At 49.0% G+C, this 20015-nt stretch carries 12 protein-coding genes; 4 read left to right on the top strand and 8 right to left on the bottom strand.

The genetic code is table 11. The features are described 5' to 3' along the window. Nucleotides 1–152: 152 nt before the first annotated feature. Nucleotides 153–1259 carry a glycoside hydrolase family 172 protein gene (locus tag PCH02S_RS01095; protein WP_218033134.1) on the bottom strand — a complete coding sequence of 369 codons (1107 nt, stop codon included), beginning with the start codon at nucleotides 1257–1259 and terminating at the stop codon, nucleotides 153–155. A gap of 121 nt (nucleotides 1260–1380) precedes the next feature. On the opposite strand from PCH02S_RS01095, the gene PCH02S_RS01090 reads away from it, so the two are divergent. Further along, entirely contained in the window at nucleotides 1381–2244 is an 864-nt protein-coding gene (locus tag PCH02S_RS01090) for a helix-turn-helix transcriptional regulator (RefSeq protein ID WP_164819379.1), read from the top strand. 296 nt (nucleotides 2245–2540) lie between these two features. Here PCH02S_RS01090 and PCH02S_RS01085 read toward each other — a convergent pair whose 3' ends face one another. Then, on the bottom strand, nucleotides 2541–3827 hold the full coding sequence (locus tag PCH02S_RS01085; protein ID WP_127449213.1) for a Gfo/Idh/MocA family protein: 1287 nt from the start codon (nucleotides 3825–3827) through the stop codon (nucleotides 2541–2543). Nucleotides 3828–3865: 38 nt separating this feature from the next. Continuing rightward, nucleotides 3866–6568, bottom strand: coding sequence for a glycoside hydrolase family 78 protein (locus PCH02S_RS01080; RefSeq protein ID WP_246068898.1), 2703 nt, complete (start codon nucleotides 6566–6568; stop codon nucleotides 3866–3868). Nucleotides 6569–6919: 351 nt separating this feature from the next. On the opposite strand from PCH02S_RS01080, the gene PCH02S_RS01075 reads away from it, so the two are divergent. Genes PCH02S_RS01075 through PCH02S_RS01065 form a run of 3 tightly spaced genes read left to right on the top strand, consistent with a single transcriptional unit; the run spans nucleotide 6920 to nucleotide 12482 of the window. Continuing rightward, nucleotides 6920–7879, top strand: coding sequence for an OmpL47-type beta-barrel domain-containing protein (locus PCH02S_RS01075; protein WP_127449209.1), 960 nt, complete (start codon nucleotides 6920–6922; stop codon nucleotides 7877–7879). A 21-nt stretch (nucleotides 7880–7900) separates the two neighbouring features. Next, nucleotides 7901–9841, top strand: coding sequence for a hypothetical protein (locus tag PCH02S_RS01070; RefSeq protein WP_127449208.1), 1941 nt, complete (start codon nucleotides 7901–7903; stop codon nucleotides 9839–9841). 16 nt (nucleotides 9842–9857) lie between these two features. After that, entirely contained in the window at nucleotides 9858–12482 is a 2625-nt protein-coding gene (locus PCH02S_RS01065; RefSeq protein ID WP_127449206.1) for an Ig-like domain-containing protein, read from the top strand. A 71-nt stretch (nucleotides 12483–12553) separates the two neighbouring features. Here the strand turns inward: PCH02S_RS01065 and PCH02S_RS01060 are convergent, their stop codons facing one another. The 5 genes from PCH02S_RS01060 to PCH02S_RS01040 are packed head-to-tail and all read right to left on the bottom strand — an operon-like array spanning nucleotide 12554 to nucleotide 20012. Then, on the bottom strand, nucleotides 12554–14719 hold the full coding sequence (locus PCH02S_RS01060) for a hypothetical protein (RefSeq protein WP_127449205.1): 2166 nt from the start codon (nucleotides 14717–14719) through the stop codon (nucleotides 12554–12556). Nucleotides 14720–14733: 14 nt separating this feature from the next. Beyond that, nucleotides 14734–16656: an ABC transporter ATP-binding protein gene (locus PCH02S_RS01055; protein WP_246068897.1), complete on the bottom strand. Its 1923-nt coding sequence runs from the start codon at nucleotides 16654–16656 to the stop codon at nucleotides 14734–14736. Between the two features lie 32 nt (nucleotides 16657–16688). Further along, nucleotides 16689–18047, bottom strand: coding sequence for a four-carbon acid sugar kinase family protein (locus PCH02S_RS01050; RefSeq protein ID WP_127449203.1), 1359 nt, complete (start codon nucleotides 18045–18047; stop codon nucleotides 16689–16691). A gap of 37 nt (nucleotides 18048–18084) precedes the next feature. Then, nucleotides 18085–19344, bottom strand: coding sequence for a RuBisCO large subunit C-terminal-like domain-containing protein (locus PCH02S_RS01045; RefSeq protein WP_174806713.1), 1260 nt, complete (start codon nucleotides 19342–19344; stop codon nucleotides 18085–18087). Continuing rightward, the gene (locus PCH02S_RS01040) at nucleotides 19338–20012 is read right to left on the bottom strand and encodes an aspartate/glutamate racemase family protein (RefSeq protein ID WP_127449201.1); all 675 of its coding nucleotides are present in this window, start codon (nucleotides 20010–20012) and stop codon (nucleotides 19338–19340) included. Before PCH02S_RS01040 ends, PCH02S_RS01045 begins: the two co-directional genes overlap by 7 nt. Nucleotides 20013–20015: the final 3 nt, after the last annotated feature.

Here is a 20015-nt window from a genome sequence, read left to right as displayed (position 1 = left end):
AATATAAAACCTATGTACTAAATTGGGGATGAGGTTTTTTGTCATACGCAAAAAAAGGTTCTCCCCTTGGCCATGAAGCCTTCAGAGACAACCTTATAGTGTCTATTAAATAACTACTAAGTACCGCGGCTCAAAATAAGTGCCTGCTGCAATTATCTAGGCCATCTTTGCTGCACCGGCAGCAGCGCCGGAAAATCTGCATGAGGCTCCATCTGATACCAGTAAGCGACGGAAGAGACATCATCGGATCTCTCAAATAATCGCGAATGATCGTGGCCAATTTGCTGAACCGTTACTTTCAAATCACTTTCAAAGCGGATAGGATCGGGCAGATGCCAGCGATACATCCCATGCATAGGCACCTGATGACCGGACCATGGATCAATCTCGGTCGTATCTTTGTAGTAGGTATATCCTAAATAAGGCGTTGAATAAGATTCCGGCTCACTGGTCTTCAAATTGGAGAAACACCAAGCACCCCCGACATAATCCTCCGTCCCCGTTCCGCAAATCGTCGGCCACTCCTCATCGCCATCCATATAAAACTTCATCTCGCCTTCTCCCCACCAATTCCGTTCCAGCGCTGCCCATGCCAAATAGGTACCCACATATTGCCCGGCCCCTTTGACATTGTCTAATATGGTGTAGTCCTTACCGAGCTCAGTTAAGCGCTCTCGACGCCATTGCGCATGGAAATAAGCCGCGTTATCGGGCAGTTCGTCAACAAGCGTATAGTTGAATGTATAGAAAAATCCGCCAATGTCATAAGCATGCTGGTTTTCAATCGTAATTTTCGCAGAGGTGCGGAACGGCATGGCGAAATAGCAATTCATCCCGCCGGTCGGGTTAACGGAAATCGGAAGGGAATTGACGTTACTGCGTCTGGCGAAACCATTGCAAAAGAAGTCGCCAAGCGGTACTTCAACGGATGGCGCTTCTTCGTCATCCCAGTACATTCTGAGCACGAGGTCGCGAAGTACGTACTGATCTTGATGTCCTTTGGCACTTGTTTTATCGGTCACCGTGATCCAAAAATGCTGAAGCACGCCAGCGCCCTGTATATGTGCGAGCGTAACTGTTTCGCCTTGTTTTAAATCAATGCAAGGACGCCCTTTTCTGGCCGTTCCCAGATTGCTGGCGGCTTTGCCTCCCTGCCCTTTCTCCCCCGCCAAATTCTCCGCCGTAATGGAACGTGTCCGCCCGTTTGTCACGAGAGGAGCCGTAGATAAGCCATTTCCCAAACCATGCAGTTGCAGCATGTCCATCACCTCTGTATCATATATTGTTGTACCTACCTCCATTATAAAGCGTTTTATCCGCATTTATTTAGCATAGATTGCCGATTTACTTACCATATATTGCTGAGGTGCCATGATGGAATTGAGTCAAATTTCGCCTTATATCCGCGTTGCGATGGATAGTGTCATCGAAACACCATGGACGATTGAAGAACGCATGATTTGGGATTATGAGCTGTTGTTTCTGATGGAAGGTCAGTTGGAAGTGAGGGTGGAAGAGCGAGTTTACGAAGGCCGTCCAGGGGATGTTTTCTTTTTTAAACCGGGAGAGCGACACGCCATTCAATCTAGAGGGGCACAAACGATTCGCCAGCCTCATGTCCATTTCGATCTTAACGTTTTGCCGGATAGCCCGGATGTTACCGTATCGTTCAAGCCCATCGAGCAGATGAGTGAGAAAGAAAAAGAATGGTTTCGAGCGGACCTGCTCTCCACATCTCCGTATTTCATCCCGAATCATTTTCGTCCACGGGATTCCGCTCACTTGGAACGGGTGCTGTTCGATCTCATCCGTGAGCATGAAACCAAACCACCCTATTACGAGTTCCGGGTCAAAAGCGCTATGCTTGATCTGCTTGCGATCCTGCTGCGCGAACAATATTATGGCGGCAAAGCAAACAAAGAGGGCCAGGTTGAATTCCTATCCGAAATCCGCACCTATATTGACCGCCATGTTAATCAGAACGTGACACTCGAGGAGTTATCTGAGAAGTTTCACGTCAGTAAATTTCATCTCATTCATCTATTCAAAACAATGTTTCAAATGACTCCCATCCAGTACCACCAATACATTCGCATGGAAAGAGCCAAAAACAGCATTCAATTTTCCAACACACCCTTGAGTCAAATTGCTGAGCAGCTGGGGTTTGCGAACATTCATACGTTCAGCCGAGCGTTTAAAACCGTTATGGGCAAAAGCCCCTCGCATTTTCGGCTAAACCGATAAGAGGTCACCACTTGGCTGGGCTGGGCTTGGTTTGGATCGGCTCGGCAATTTAGAGGAAATACAAGCCGTATATTTCGCGAAACTGACGGGTTTTGACGGTCAGCGAGACGGAACTACAGGGTCTTATTTCAGGGCTTTTGAGCAGATTCCTCCTCATAATGAGAAAATAACGGCTCCTGGTTCCCATTCGTTTGCCTAAATGGCTGCTACCCATGAAATATAGCGCCCTGTACTTCCCTCCGTCACCACGCTCCCCCGAGATTCCGAGAGGCGGGCCATCCTTTATAGCAAATCTTTTATCTTAGCAAATCTGCAACTTTGACGGGTTGTCCTGTCCGGATCGCACGATTCGCGGCTATGCCGACCAGAATGGACCGGGCTCCGTCCATATGATTCGCAGCCCTCTTAAAACGATCCTCAGCCGGCTCACCAAAGATATCGTTAAGCAGCACAGGGTCTCCTCCCCCATGGCCTCCAACTCCGGTTTCTACGTTCACCTCATAAGGCCGGTCAAACATAGGAAAGACGCGGATCTCTTTATTTTTTATCGCTCCTTCGAGCGACTTATCTCCACCAGAGTTGACGTAGGATTGCTCCATAATCGTCATCTCCAGCCGACCTCTTGTCCCATTAAAAGCAATCCGGTAACCTTCCCAAGGAGAATAGGCATTTAGCGAATAGGTCAATATCGCTTTGTTTCGATAGCGAACCATAACCCCCATAGTATCCTCTATGCTGATCCCATCTCCGAAAACGTTCTGATCCCGAAGGTAGCCATCCTCATGCTCAGCGTCTAAATACAACGCCTTCAATCGACCATTACGATCCAAATGGAGAGCAAAAGGATCATCCTCGGCAAGCGGATTTCCCGTTGCTCTATCGTAGAATTGAGTTACCCCGCGTTTTTCAGCGTTTTCGCGGCCATAGAAGAGCAAATCGCCAAGAGCAAACACCGTATCCGGCTCTGACCCGATCCAGAAGCTCACGAGATCGAAGTGATGCGTCGACTTGTGCACGAGCAGCCCTCCGCTGTTTCTCTTGTCACGATGCCATCTACGGAAATAATCAGCTCCGTGTTTGGTGTTCAACAGCCACTCGAAATGGACGGAGTTAACCTGTCCAATTACACCTTCTTCAATCAACTCCCGTACTTTCGTATGGTGAGGCGCATAACGGTAATTGAACGTAACGCGCACGTTGCGTCCTGTCTTCTCCACTGTTTCAAGAATGTGACGGCACTTCTCCTCGTCAATTGTCATCGGCTTCTCTGTTATCACATCGCAGCCTAATTCCATCGCACGTATGATGTACGTATGGTGCGTACGGTCAACACTCGTGACGATAACCACATCCGGCTTCTCGATTTCGATCATCCGGTCGAACGCTTCCGGTTTGTAGGTACGCACCTCCGGATAGCCAAACTTCATCTGCAATTGCTGCTTCGCATAATCCATGCGCGTCTGGTTAATGTCGCATAAGGCCAGCAGCTCCGTCGTTTCCCGGAAGTTCTCCGCCATGGCGGAATAAAAAAACCGCGCTCGCCCGCCGGCTCCAACTAATACGTACTTTTTCCTCGTCGTCATGCCTTTCACCCTTTTTATATAAGTCATAAAAACCGACTCTACACAGGCGCCTTGGTGGCAAGCAAATCACTTTCAAACGTGTATCGACCCGCTCCAACCTTGAACCAGCTTACGTCATCGGTACTGCCAAGCGGCTGACAGCCTTCGATCTCCCATGTTCCTGACGTTTTTTCGACGCCATCGATAACACAAACCCGGCCAGGCACATAAATCGTAGCTGTCGTATTAACGGGGATCGAAACTTCGATCCGGAATATTTGTGACGACGCGGATAAATGCCAATCCACCTCGATGGTTCCGTACAAGGAATCGTAGCTTGCTTTGACCCAATCCAATTTTCCTCCTGGCCTTGGCCGTATGATCGCGTGTTTAAACCCTGGCTCTGCAGGATCAGCCTCGATCCCGGCCATATCTCGGAACATCCACTCCCCTACTGAGCCAAGGGAATAGTGATTAAAGGAGTTCATAGACGGCGTTTGGAACCCTTTGTGTTCAGTCCAGCCATCCCATCGTTCCCAAATGGTCGTTGCTCCATGTTTAATGGAGTACATCCAGGAAGGGAACTCCTCCTGAGTAAGCAGCGTATAAGCGACATCCAGCTTTTGATGATCCGTTAGAGCAGGCAGCAAGTAGCCGACTCCGAGAAAGCCCGTTGATAACCGGTCACCACGAGCGGAAATATCCGCTGTCAGATGCTCGATAGCCATCTTATTCAATTCTTCAGTCAGCAAGTTGAATTGCAGAGCAAGGACATACACCGCCTGCGTCTCCCCGTGAATTCGGCCGTCACTGCCGACAAACGCGTCCCGGAAGGCTTGGGCAATCGAGGCAAACAAGCTCTCATATTGCGTTTGATCTTGCTCGCGCCCCAGAACACCAGCGATCTTAGCCAATAACTGGGTGCTGTAAGCAAAATAAGCCGTAGCCAGCACTTCTTTAGGCGTATCCGCATCAATGGATAACCAATCGCCATAGTTGGCATAATCCGGACGCACAAGATCTTCCGTGTTGTCCCGAAGATAACTCACCCAGTCCGCCATCGCTTGGTAGTTATTTTCCAATATGCGAGTATCCCCATACATCAAATACAAGGTCCATGGAATGATAACCCCGGCATCACCCCATCCCGCATTATCGGGTGCGAACCAATTCAGATTCGCATTCCACATTTTGTGGCGGATCCAACCGGCATCAGGCGCCACATCCGTGAAAGCCCCCGACGGCAGCTGACTGTCGATCATATCCTGCATATATTTCGTAAAGAAGCGAGATACATTCATATTGTAAGCAGCTGTGCGGGCAAAAATTTGCGCATCGCCGGTCCAGCCCAGCCGCTCGTCGCGCTGCGGGCAATCCGTCGGCACAGAGAGGAAGTTCCCCCTTTGTCCCCACGTAATGTTGGCATACAGCCGGTTCACCATCTCATCATTTGTCTCCAGACGCCCCGTCTCAGCCATTTCGGAATGCACGACTTTTCCAACGATTGTATCCAAATCGGGTTCGCCAGGGTAACCAATCAATTCAACGTAGCGGAATCCGTGAAATGTAAAATGCGGTTCATACCGTTCTTCTCCGGTCCCTTTTAACACATAATGATCCTGCTGAACGGCTACCCGCAAGTTATCCAAATACATGCTGCCATCCAGATTCAGCATCTCGGCATGGCTGACTGTGACCTGATGGCCTGCCGCCCCGCTAACCTTTAACTCTGTCCAGCCAACCATATTTTGTCCCATATCATAAATGAAAGTCCCTTCTTCCGTGCGGCGGAAAGAGACGGGCTTACGTACTTGCATGATACGAACCGGCGGTTCAATCGCTGCTACGAGCAGTCCATTGTAGCCCGTTCGCACATCCGGAAGCTCCCAAGAGGATGCTGCTTGATAGCCGGCTTGATCCCAGCCGGTTGGCTCCAGACGAGCATCGTAGGCTTCACCTTTGATAAGATCCGAATAAAGAATCGCTCCTTTGGCTGCCTGCCAAGACGAGTCCGAAATGATGAGCTCACTCGAGCCGTCGAGGTATTCAATCCGTGCCTGAAGCAGTAAAAACGGCCTTTCCCCATACACATTTTTCCCGAGAAAACCGACCGTACCCGCGTACCAGCCATCACCTAAAATGGCTCCAAAAACATTTTCGCCTACTGTTAAGTGGTCCGTAATCTCATAGGCTTGCACTTGCACGCGTGTCTCATAGTCAGTCCAGCCAGGCGCAAAGAGAGCTCCAATTCTGCTTCCGTTAAGCCGAAGATCATACAAACCAAGCGCAGTCGCATAAACAAAAGCTCTTTTCACCTGCTTGGCAAGCCGGAAGCTTTTCCGCAAGTATGGAGAAGGCTGCATATCAACGCCTTTTTCCGCTTTGCGGCCGATCCACTTGGCCTTCCAATCCGCGCGTGACAGCAGCCCCATCGACCAATAAGCCGTTTGACTCCAGGCAGACGCTTCTCCCTGCGTATCCCACACCCGGACTTTCCAATAATACGTTTGCTCAGAGATCAGCTTATCTCCCGCATATTCAATGTGAATCGATTGATCGGACGCTACTTTGCCGCTGTCCCATTGATCAGCCACACCTTGATCCAACCGCTCTTGTGATGAAGCAACCAACACTTGATAATAAGCTTGAGCAGATGATCGGTCGTTCGACTCCAACCTCCAAAACAAGCGTGGCCGCCTGACATCAAGCCCAAGCGGGTTATTCGCATACTCCGTTAAACATTCAATAATGGATAGGCTCACTGTTATCCCCCTTAAGTTAAGATCGTACTAGTTTGTATTATAAAAGGAGAAAACAGCTCCGATATGGGGTGTTCGAGAACAGTTTATAGGGCAAAAACATTAACCTTATGATGTAATGCCCTCACTTGCTTCATTGAATACCCTAAATGAAAGAAATAACCTATAAAAATGAACTCATTCCCCTAATGTGCTTGGTGAAATATGTATTAAAGTTAATTAGCATAGCTATTTTCACGTTATCTTTTTCCATTCGCTTCATTGAAAACGATTTCACTTTTTGACGAAAAATCCGAAAGGGGATGAAAGACTTAGGCGTAATTCGCTCTATATCAAACCAGAGGAGGAAGTAACTTGAGAAAATGGACACTATCCCTGCTGTCGCTCCTGATGTTCTTCAGTCTATCGCTGCAGATCGCATCGGCATCGCCCGCGGAAGTAACAGCATCGCTAGACACAGCTACAGGTATTGTAACGGTTTCCGGCAACTCGGGGTTGACGGGAGAACACCTCATTACGGTGCAAGTCCGTGATCCACACAATCGTCTTGCCTATTTGGATCAGGGCCAAAGCAGTGCAAACGGTGACTACCTGTTTCATTTTACAGTGAATACAAGTTTTGCCGGTTCCTATGCCGTTTCCGTCGCAGGTGATGCCGATATCGCTGTTTCCCAAACGGCCTTTACCGTAAATTCGCTGGATACGACAGCGCCAGTAACAACCGCCGTAGCAAGCCCGGTTGACGGCAGCAATGGCTGGTATGTTTCCGCACCGACTGTCACACTCTCCGCAACAGACAACGTTTCGGTCACTCAAACCACCTACCGCTTGAATGGAGGCGCTTGGAGTCCATATGTACAGCCGGTTACGCTGCCTGAAATTAGCGGTAGCTATCTGTTTGAGTACAAAAGTATTGATCAAGCCGGAAATGAGGAGGCCGTCCATTCCCTAACTCTACGACTGGACAAAGAGGCGCCTTCCATCAAAGTAACTTTGGATCAGGACACCATCTGGCCGCCAAATAAGAAAATGGTTACTGTGACCGCCGATGTGTATGCAACTGACGCCATATCGCAAATCGACAGCATTGTCCTTACTTCTATTACTTGTAATGATTCCATCCAGCCAAGTGATATTCAAGATGCGCAGTTCGGCACTTTGGACAAGACGTTTGCTCTTCGTGCAGAAAAATCAAATGAGCACTCCGAACGCGTATATACCATCACTTACACGGCGACCGATACAGCAGGAAATCGTTCTACGGCTGCCGCAACGGTAACCGTACCTCATGACCAATCCGGCAAAACGAAGTAATGATCTTTCGGAGGTGTTATTTTGAATAAGAAGTTCAGACAGAGGATACTCCGCCTCACACTCGCTTTACTGCTCATTAGCGGGGTTTACGGAAGTAATCCATTTGATACAAAAGCGATGGCTGCAGAAACACCGGGTAGTGATGGATGGCAAGTTCTCGTTAACGACAACTTTGAAAACGACTCGCTCGGCACAAAAGCAGAGGATCAAGGCTATGACGTATACAAGCCCATGCTTGAGGAAGGGAACGCCGGCGGCCTTAATGGTGACGCTTATGTAGCCAAAGCACCCGGTAAATCAGGCAACAGCCTCTATGTTTACGATGACCATAATTCTGTCAGCAAGGTTGCCTATCGCAACACGACGAGAATCGTCAAAACGTTTGAAAAACAGGAAGGCGTGGTTGTCGCTGAGGTTTCCTTCATGCAGCCCGGGCCGCAGCGCGAAAAAGCGAAGGTTTTGAATCTATTAAGCAGCAACGGCGACTACATCGCCAGAATCACAGCAGATCCTTCCCAGGCAAAGTTCGTGTTCGACGCCAAAACAGGTCCGGACAACATGTATCCGTATGAGCCGAATCGCTGGTATAACATCAAAGTTGTTGTCGACATCGTCAATGATCAAGTGATGGTTTATGTGGACGGTAACCTGTGTTTCTCCAAGCAGCCTACGGTCGAGGTTCGGAGCGCCGGCACCACGACAAGTGAGAAAATAAAGCAAAACATTGCCATGATCGAATTGCTTACAGCCGGCGAATCACCTAATCCAATTAACTCGTTCTACGTATCCCAAATCAAGGTCTCTGCGAAGCCGCCTGCCGACACGCCGGAAGCACCTGCTGGACTTACGGCCTATCCAAGGGATAAAGAAATCTATGTCGAATGGGCACCTTCACCAAGCGCCAGATCGAACAATGTCTACGTGGCCACCAAACCCGACGCTGCTGATTCGGAATATGTGAAGGTCATGGATAAGTATAATAAAAAGTTTGTGCCGAGCGATTACGTCTCCATTACCAAGCTTGGGACATCCTCGACCAGCCCGCTGCTTGAGAACGGAAAAACATATTATGTAAAAATCACACAAAACACCAGGCTGCTGTCCAAAGGCACCGACACGGAAGTAGAGAGCCCTCTCTCCTTGTCTCAAGCCGTTGCTGTTACGCCTAATCCTAGACAAGCATTGGAATCCGCCACGACGAGCATCATCCAAAACGTGTATGTAAACGATACCAAAAACATGTCAGGTTGGTCCGTGCAAAATGGTCTCGCTCTAGGCAGTACGCCTTATGGCGATTCACAGAGCACCATAACCAAACTCTCTTCAAATTACACAGGAATCGATTGGATTCGCACGTCGAACGCATCGGGTGCTTATACAGCAAGCGATGTGCTCACCACATTTGCTGTAACAAATGATGCGGATGTGTTTGTCGCTGTAAGCCGTGAAACGATGGAAGCCAACTTGGCTTGGCTGTCAACCTGGACCAAAACAGCGGATACCATCGAGCTTGATGGAGGCGCCAAGGTATTCGATTTGTATAAGAAAAGCTTTGCGGCCAATTCGCAGGTTACTTTGAGCAAAATTGCGCAATCCGATAGCAACGGCTATTTTATCCTCGTTAGAGGGCGTTCTATCCAACTGAACTCTTTTGAGTTTATCGATTGGAACGGCAATAAGCTATCTGCCTTAACGCCGGGGATGAACGCCACAGCCAAAGTCGAGGTCACGAATAATACAGCCGAGGAACGATCCTTCGTTGTCATCTGTGCATTGTACGACGCCAATCAACGCTTGGTTACGTATACGTCCGCATCTGTAACGGCGCATGCCGGGCAAAAACGGACGTTAAACACCGGATTCAAGGTTCCGCAAAACCTATCCGGCTATCACGCCAAGGCTTTTATCTGGGACAGCTTTATCACCATGAAACCATTGTCGAACAGTATAACGATCCAGTAGGCACGAGGAGGCAACAATGAAAAAGATAATTGCAATGTTATCATTCCTGGTTATTGCAGCAAGTGCAGTCCCTTCGCTTGCGGCGGCGGCAGAGCCTGTAACGGCCTTTCCCGGAGCGGAAGGTGCCGCTATGTATATAACAGGTGGACGCGGAGGGGACGTTTACGAGGTCACCAGTCTCGACGATTACAAGACTTCAGAGACCCCGATCCCCGGAACGCTGCGCTACGGGCTTGCGAAAGTGGCGAACAGCAATTCCAAGTCGACCGTCATTGTTTTTCGGGTTTCCGGCACCATTCATTTGAAAGAGAAAATTAAAACCAATGTCTACAATCTGACGATTGCCGGGCAGACCGCGCCCGGGGACGGCATCGCGATCGGCAATTATTCGGTATCTTTGGGCGGATCCAATATCATCCTCCGTTATCTTCGCTTCCGCGGAGGCTTTGCCGAGCTGGACGACACCTTTTCACCCAACGCTCCGAAAATGATGATTGATCACTGCTCTTTTAGCTGGAGCACGGACGAGGTCCTTTCATCCAAAGATAAGAGCAGCATCACGGTGCAATGGTCGATCATCAGCGATTCTCTGAACATGTCGATTCACGACAAGGGCGCCCACGGGTATGGCGGTATTTGGGGCGGCACCAATATGACGTTTCACCACAATTTAATTGCCAACAACAATAGCCGAAATCCCCGATTAGACCGTGATTTTAGACTTGAAAAAGACGCTCCACTGCTGTTCGACTTGAGAAACAACGTCTTTTATAACTGGGGAGCCAACAGCGGATATGGCGGTGAAAATGCGACTGGCGTCAACGTCGTAAACAACTACTATAAAGCGGGTCCCGCTACCTTTAATGATGTGAAAAACCGGATTTTTAATCCTTGGTCCGAACAGCCTGGAAACTACTATATTGAAGGCAACTATGTAGACGGCTATCCGGAAATCAGCGCAAATAACTGGGCCGGCGGCGTTCAACCCGAGTATGGCTTAGGAACGGTCAATCGCCTGCAAAGCCCGGTACCTATTACTTATAAAAATACCGATGGCACCATGGTCGTAACTTCCGTGACGACGGACTCAGCGACGGACACTTACAGCAAAGTCCTTGAGTACGCAGGAGCCATTTTACCAAAAAGAGATTCTCTCGATGCGCGTATCGTAAACGATGTAAGAAACGGCTTGGGCAAATTCGCCAATACCCCGGATGGGGACGGAGGGTTTCCGGCATTAACAGAGAGTACTTTGTCAGCCGATTATGACAGCGATCACGACGGTATCCCGAACAGCTGGGAAGAAGCCCACGGGCTTGATGCCAGTAACACAGCTGATGGTAAAACGGATAGCGGTGACGGTTTTACCTATTTGGAGAAATATTTGAACTCGCTGCTTGGCAATGGGTCCATCAATCCAGTTGTAACGATTACAAGCCCTTCTACGAACGCGATGCTGCTAGCGAATCAAGATATTGTCATTGATGCCACAGCCTCTGACAGTGATGGCACTGTATCCAAGGTTGAATTCTCCTTCTACGATACACAAGCGATGAAGTTAATTCCGTTAGGAACGGTTACATCCGCCCCTTATTCGTTTACATGGACAAACGCTCCGGAAGGAACTCATTATTTGTATGCCAAGGCAACGGACAACACAGGAACTCAAACACTTTCAAGTATGGTTGTTATTCATATCAACGGATCAGGCGGGATTGGAGCATGGACATCCGCAGACGTCGGCAGCGTGACAATACCGGGAACTTCAAGCGTATCACGAGCTGAGAACAGTTCATTTATCGTAAAAGGTACCGGCAAAATTGGCGCAACGAGCGATGGCATCCAATCCAAAGATGCGTTCCAATACACATATCAGGATATTTCAGGCGATATGGAGTTAAGCTCTACGATTAACTTCCAGAATCCTTCCGAGTACGATAATGGTGTTAAATCAGGGCTTATGATCCGTCAGGATCTGACGGCCGATTCGCCTTTTGCCATGATCACGGTGATGAAGGAAGAATATTACGGGACACGGATTCATTTTATGAGCCGATCAACCCGAGGGGATTTGGTTGTAACTACAGCCAAGCCAAATGTAGAATTGCCTGCACTCTTGAAAATTTCCAGATATGGGAATGAAGTCAAAGGTTTGATTTCCATTGATGGCGGAGCTAACTGGGAAGTGATCGGTTCTGTCTCGCTGGATCTGCCGGACCATGCTTACATCGGGATGGCCGTCGATGCGACGAAGAGTACGAACAATTTTAATTACTATAATTCCTCCCTATTTGGGAATACGAAGCTGCGGACAGATAACATCACGGGAACTGTCTTCACCACCGGGAATTTGCAGCTGAACGAGAATGACGGTGATCCTTCGGTCAGTGTGCAATTTAGCAATCGATCCGAGCTTGATAAAAATGGCGTACTGGTCATCGCGCTATATGATACGGACGGCAATATCGTCAACTATTCCTATACCAGCGACCTGGTCGATGGCCAAGGGATAAGAACGCTAACGGCAAACTTCCAGCTGCCCGAAGATGCGGCCGGTTATAAGCTGAAGGCCTTTGTATGGGATAAGCTTGCCAGCAAGCAAGTGATTTCAAATGTTGCTGAGCTGCCTTTGACACAGTAGGAAAGATCTTGCAGCTAAAACTAAAGCCTGACGGAGTGTATTCCGTCAGGCTTTGATCATTAAATAAAGTATCACTCCGAAGTGACGAACCAATCATTTTTCATCGTCCCCACCAAGCGCCGATGGCCTTGATACTCTTCGTAAATGTTAACATCATACGTCTTAAGGAAGGACAACTTGTAGAGTAAGTCTCCGTTGGCCAAACTGATTTTGAAATCCTTATGCTTGCCAACTTTCAGCTTGGATTGCGGCGTCTCAGGCGTTTCATTGGCGCGGGGCTCGAAACTGCTCAAATCCGCCGACCATTCAATCGCCCTCAAGCCATTCGTGTCGTTAATCTGGAAGACAATTTTACGGCCCTCCGTATTTACACTCGTGCTCATATCTTTGATAATCTCGTAGTTAAACTTCAAAGATAGCTCGTTATTATCCAGTGCCGTGCTAACATGATCCATGGTGAGCGTATATGGGGCAAGGGATACCCCCTTCAGTGGTGCCCCCACTTCCTGCTTCTCTTGCGGCAGCCAGAAGGCAAATGGCTTCACATACATGTCGGCGTCGTCCGAATCTTCGTCATCATCATCGTCGCCATCGTTTGCAGGTGCTTGCGTTAGCAGCTTGCCGTCATGAACAGCCTCTCCGAGCAGAAGATTCATGCCGCTCGTATCAACGCCCTTCGGAATCATACTTGAGACGATGAGCAGTGCTTTCTCTCCGGGACCCACTTTCTCCTTCACATCCAGCACATTCGCCGGATAAACGGTTCCGTTCGCCGCTCGAAAGCTGGCAACCAGCTTCGCCAAGCTCGTGAATCGTTTCTCCTTATTCTCAACCAGCACCCTCACGGTATATTGTTCCGTGGACTCTGCTTGATAGCTCACCACGTTTTGAATGGAGAACTTAGATTGATAGCCCGCATCCGTCAATTCAAAGGAAGATGCCGCATTAAGGATCGGCACATGCAGGAGATCAGCCTGCGACTCGAAATCCAACACGTCGATGATTTTCCCATCGGACGTTTTTTCCTGCAGCACGAGCTCTATGTTTGATAATGCATACGTATATGGCACTTTAGCCACCATCTGCATACCGACGGAGCTGTCTTTCGGAAGCCCCAGCACTTTCGCCGGAATGATGACTTTCGCCTCTACCTTCACTTTTCCATCCAATAAAAAGTAACCAGACAACTGTGGAATTGGCAGCGAATCCGAGCCTTTATTCATCAGCAAAAAGTCTGCAGTCAAAATGTCCGTGTCTTCCCAGGGTAACCGGTACATCCCGTTCATCCTTGTCATGTACAAGCCATTTTCGTCCGTAAACGCAATTTCCTCGTCTGAGCTTCTCACCTCTTGCTCCGATTCTTTCGGCAGCTTCAAGTCAGCGATTGGCACATTCAACTTCAAATCGGGCATGTATTGTGTAACAACAATCTCCCAGCCTTCGGTTGAAACGTTCGCCGGGACACTTCCCGTCAGCTTAATTTCCTTCGTTTCCTGCGAGTTGATGAGGAGGTCGGTTAACCCTTTTGCGATTAACGGATACGTATATCCCTCCGACGTGCGAACGTTAAACTGGTAATCGGGCACGGTTACACTGTATTTTCCTAAATTTTTCAGTTTCAGCGTTACGTTAGGCAAGCTGTTTTTTTCATTTTTTCCAAGGTTAAAATCGGAGAGTGCAGCCTCCACGATCGTGCCTGACATCTTGATCTCTTGAGAGCTTCCTGCGGGTGTCACTTGTGTAAAATCATCCGGCACTGAGATTTCGCCGATTTGACGTTCGAATGGACTGCGGGAGAAATCCCATTTCCCGAAAAGAAACTTCAAATCATGCAACGAGGTTGCTTCCTTAACCAGGACATAGTAGGAAAACATTTGCGAAGAACCTGCCGCAATTTTTGTTTTTTCTTTGTCCTGTGGCATCAGTTTGGCGATGAATGAATCACCATTTTTACCTAGCAAGCGTATCCAATAATCAGTCAGCGATAGGCTCTCTGAGCTTTCGTTCGAAATATGCAGGGTGAACGTAACGATATTACCGGTGTGATCGGATAGAAGTTTTAGCTGCTTGATCTCAGCATAAGAATTACCGCCAAGCTGAATTCGCTCGAATGCTGATCTGGTATCGTCTGGATTACCATCATCTGCGAATGCGGATACCGGCAGGAACATCAGGCTAATGAAAACGGCTATCGTCAAAGCCATGAAGTTGGGGAAACGTTTACAAATTCTGTTCATCGGCAGTTTCCTTTCTACGCTTCGTGTTTCAATGCATCCAAGCCGATCAGCTCATCCGGCCGCATCGCCTTTAACTGCTTTTCATATAATTCACGATATAACCCGTGTTGCGCTAGCAGTACCTGATGTTTGCCTCTTTCAACGATCCGTCCCCGGTCGATAACAAGAATTTGATCGGCTCTGACGACAGTTGCCAAACGGTGGGCGATGACGAACGTCGTACGTCCCTGCATTAACCGCTCCAGCGCTTCAGTGACCAGATGTTCAGATTCTGCATCCAGTGCCGACGTGGCCTCATCCAAAATGAGGATCCGGGGACTCTTAAGCAGCGCTCGCGCAATAGCGATACGTTGTTTTTGTCCGCCTGATAGCCTAACGCCGCGTTCTCCAATCATCGTTTCATATCCGAGTTCCCACTCTTCGATGAATTCATGTGCGTTCGCCGCTTGTGCTGCAGCGATAATTTGCTCTTTTGCCGCTTTCGGATTGCCATAAGCAATATTCTCATAAACGGTTCCGGAAAACAGAATATTATCCTGAAGCACAAGCGCCATGTGGCTGCGCAGGTCATGCAGATCATAATTTCGCAAATCAACCCCGTCCAACAAAACGGAACCTTCGTCCGGATCATAAAAACGAAGCAGCAAATTAATAATGGTAGACTTGCCTGCGCCACTTGGGCCGACAAGCGCTATCACATCACCGCTGCAAGCTTTAAAGCTTATTCCTTTCAGAGCTGCCCTCGTCTCCAAAACCATCAGAGGCGGATCCGGCCTCATTTTCGGCGGAATCCAATAAAAACGTTTGGCAGGTCTTTGGCGCTCGACCAAATCCTTATCCTTCTGATCGACCTCAACTTGCTGCTTTTCAGGCCTTTCAATCACATAATCGAACCCGACTTGGTCAAACTGGATATCGCCTTTACACGTTTTCAGCGGCAAGGGATTGTCATTGTTCTTAATTTCCGGTTCAATATCGAACACTTCAAAAATTCGTTCCACATTGGCAATTGAATTCTGAATCGTAACATTCACATCCGAAAAACGCTGAATTGGGCCATACATCTGGGATAAATATGCCTGGAAGGCGATTAATTCTCCTACCGACATGTTGCCCTGGATGACCATTGTTCCCCCAACGAACCAAATAATCAGCCCGCCGAAATCTTGAAAGGTTTGACTAATGCGGCCAAGGGTGTTGGAGAGAAATTGAGCCGTCATCGCGTAGCTAAAATGAGCGGATGCTTGCTTCTTGAACCGGTTCAGCTCCATCCGCTCCCGGCTAAACGCCTGCACAACCTTCATCCCGGCAATTCGCTCGACAAGGACGCCTGACATTCGTTCCATCTGCCGATGGACAGATCGCCATGCGTAGCGAATATGCACATTAATGTTCGTAAACGTTAAATAATAAACGGGAAGCAGCCATAGCGACAACAACGCCAGTTTCCAATCCATTTGAAACAGCATAAATCCGGCGAACAGCACCAGGAAGAAGTCAATCGCCAGATTAATGACGCCTGAGCCGACCAGATTCTGAGCGCCGTTCACATCGTTCAGTATTCTGGAGACGATGCTTCCGACCTGACGGCTGTCGTAAAACCGCTGAGAAAGCTTTTGCATATGTTCATATAGCTGAAAGCGGATATCGATGACCATGGAATTTCCCATTTTGGCCATCACCCATTGACGCACATAATTAATCGCTGTTCCGAAAACGTAAACGCCTCCCAGAACCCCAATCACCTTCGATAAAGTCCATGAGCTTTCTTTACGCGGAAGAACTTCGTCAATCAGAACTTTGGTCATCCATGGTACCGTCATGGGGACGACAAATTGCAGAATACCGAGCCCAACAATGGTCATGATCATGTACCGGTACGGTTTTAGAAACTTAAAATAACGTCGTATGAGATGGGATTTTGTGTCCTTCTGCATATCAAACCTTCTTTCTTTCCGTGGATCGGCAGTCAAGATGACCCCTGAAGCACCCGATCGAAGAAATCCGGTGGTCCAACTTGACCGCCTTTCAAAACGATTTCTAAACCGTCCATCCATTCATCCTGCGAAAATGCCCGGCAAAGCGGCCCTCCTGGAACAACAGGAGCTATCATTTCCAGCGCGTACATATTCATTCGTTTTACGGCAAAACCTGAAGTGTCCCCTCCAGCCAACACAACTCTCCGGACTCCTGTAGACTGAACCAGCGCACTCGCCATTTCACCCAGGCGTCCGCCAATTCGCTCACCGCTTCCAGCCAGGTTGTGCCCGTTCAAACGCATTTGATGCTGAGTTTCCGGAATAGATTTGTCATTCGGACCTAGCGCAGTATACAAAATAACGTTTTTACCTGCCCGAAGCTGGCGCTCAGCTTCGCTAAGCAGCATAGCCTGAGCTGATTTCGCTTCCGAATCCTCTGCGAAAAAAAGAGGCGCTGGCACGCGAATACCCGCATAGCCGTGCGCCATTGCCCATTCAATTTGCGCACAAGTCGCTGGAGAACAACTGCCTGATAGGACCAAGAGCCGGTCTGCAGGCTCTGCCCTCCTCTGCTCAGACACTGCGGGCAATGTGCCTCGCTGCTGCCAATGGGAGACTAGCGCGTACTCCACCCCTGAAGAACCAATGACAAATACCGATCCATGCTCGCTCTCTTCCGCAAATATTTCTCCGATTTTGGTAAGATGTTCGTCCGTTAACACATCAAACAGCAAAACATCGGGTGCTTGATTGAGGTTCTCATTCAATCGCTCTCTCAGCATCGTTCCATGATGCTCCAAATCCAAAACGCTCATCAAACCGATCTTGCAAGATGTCTGCTCAGCCAAATGAACCCGAAGATCCGCTTCCTTCATCGGCGTAACCGGGTGCTGCATCATGTTGGGATGCCGATCCAAACGCAGCATTTCCGTCCCTTTCCCGGCAAAATGGTTCCCAAACACCGTATACCGTTTTAACGCGGGCGAGCCTGCGAGAAGAGGTGTGAACCGTTGTTCCGGAAACACACGCCGTCCGATGTCAATAACCTTACCTATGCTGCCCGTTAAGGGAGAGGAATCGAAAGTGGAACAAATTTTGTAATGCACGATTGGCGCTTGAAATGCCTTGAGGGCAGTAAGTGCGGGCTGAAGCGAAATCTCCATCTCGCATGGACTCATCGTCCGGCTTACACCCGCCACGCCAAAGCCGTCATACTGGCTGAATTTCTCCTGCCAAGTCGATACGTCTGGCATATCCATAAACAGAATCATTCGCAAACCGCCGGTCGTGAGCGCCTCTAACACATCCGTAGAACCTGTGAAGTCATCGCCGTAATAACAGATTCGCATTCGTTATCATCTCCCTTCCACCCCGTCGTGGCAGGCTTTAACCGAATGCTGCTAAAGCTTGCTTCAATTCAGGATGTTTATCGGCATGCAGATGCAGAGGAATTCCCTCCAAGGCCGCCTCCCACCCTTGCACGAGACTACGGAATCCTGCTCCAGGTCCGCCCGGATGCCCATGAATGCCGCCGCCGGCAATATTCATCAGATCGACGGTGCCCAGTGTGCTGTATGTTTCCGGCGCTGCCCCCGCCCATTGCTTGGATGACAGCACGGGAAGCACAGTGTCCGATGGGTCAAACATCGGCGTCATACAAGCACGCACGCTATCTACGACGGAGGCATTGTCTTCATAGAACTTGTTATTGAGCCCATTCACATGTAGATGATCTACGCCAGCCAGACGGCACAATTTTTGATAGGCTGCAAAAGACATGCCAAGATACGGGTATCGTGACATCATCCCCCATTGGTTGCGGTGTCCGTGTATGCATACGGAAGTATTCTTTCTGAGGTGCGCTAGCCCAGCAAATCCGATACTGTTGATGCTGACCATCACACAGTTGCCTCCGGCTTTCACGACGGTCTCTAGATGACGTTTCATAGGATCGATATCATCGGTAATATTAAAAGCGTACATCGTCTTTTTGCCTGTTCGGTCCGCAGCACGTTCTATTTCTTCCATAACCACCTTGATGCGCTCGGCAATCGGAGCATACGGCGGATTCCCATGCACCTCGTCGTCCTTGATAAAATCAATCCCGGACAAGGCCAATTCACGCACGATCAACCGCAGCTGTTCCGTCGGCAATCCAATGTTCGGCTTCATAATCGTTCCGATGATTGGCCGCCCATGCACACCGGTTAATTCCCTGGTACCGGAAATGCCGAACTGCGGGCCTTCATACCGTTCTTGAAACGCCAACGGTAAATCCAGATCCAGCAGCCGAAGCCCTGACAGTTCTTCCAGCTCATACAGATTTCCTGCAACTGTCGCAAGTAAATTCGGAATTGAAGGCCCAATGTTCGCATAGGGGAATGCAATCTTCACAATGCCGCGTCGGAATTCGCCTTTACTGCCTGCAGGCACCTTTGCGCCCGGGAGCGAAGGGAAAGGCGAGCTTTCCAACTCTTGGATGGACAAAATCTGCGCGCGATGCTTTTGCTTCAGACTATCCGTTTCATTCGGAAGTGGGAGGAACGTTCCCGTAGACTGCTCACTGACGATAATTTCGCAAGCCTTTTCTAAGGAAAATGCGGTTTCGAGCCAATAAGTGGCAATGACTTGGTCGTTCTTCAACATGGATATTTCCCCTGTCTCTCCAATTCGGCGCGCACAGCCATGATGCCTAGACGCGGACTAGCATAAACGGGCAAACCGGTTTCCTCGCTTAACGCTTTTTCCATTCTCGCCATGGACCCCTGAGCCAGCACAAGTACATCCGCCTGTTTGGCTACTGATTTAGCCGCTTCATAGATCAAACGATCATGTTCCTCAGGCTGACCGGAAATTAAGGCTTGATAAGCGCCTACCGCCAAGGCGTCAACGACACTGACATTGCGGTTTTGAATATCTGCTTCTCTTTGCAGCAACTGTCTGGTCGGCTCGAGTGTAGTAGGTAATGTAGCGAGCACACCAATTTGATTAAAATTTTTGGTGACCTGACGTGCCATGTCATCGTCGATTTTAACGATCGGAATGTTAAACAATGATCGTACCCGGTCCGCTGCTTCACCTACCGATGAACATGTATTGAGGATGACATCAGCGCCGATATCTTCGGCATGTCGATAATACTGTACCAAGCGGCGAACTACCGCTGTAGTCACTCCACCCGCCTGAATCACATCGGCAATTAAACTGTCGTCGATAATGTTGACGAGGCGGCAGCCCGGCAATTCCTCCCGAAACAGCGGTCCAATACGTTCCGACAGCCCTTGACCCGTGTAAACAGCAACAACTGTAGCCATGCC

It is taken from the genome of Paenibacillus chondroitinus NBRC 15376 (genome assembly GCF_004000765.1).
Classification (GTDB): Bacteria; Bacillota; Bacilli; order Paenibacillales; family NBRC-103111; genus Paenibacillus_E; species Paenibacillus_E chondroitinus.
This window is presented reverse-complemented; position numbering and strand designations above follow the sequence as displayed.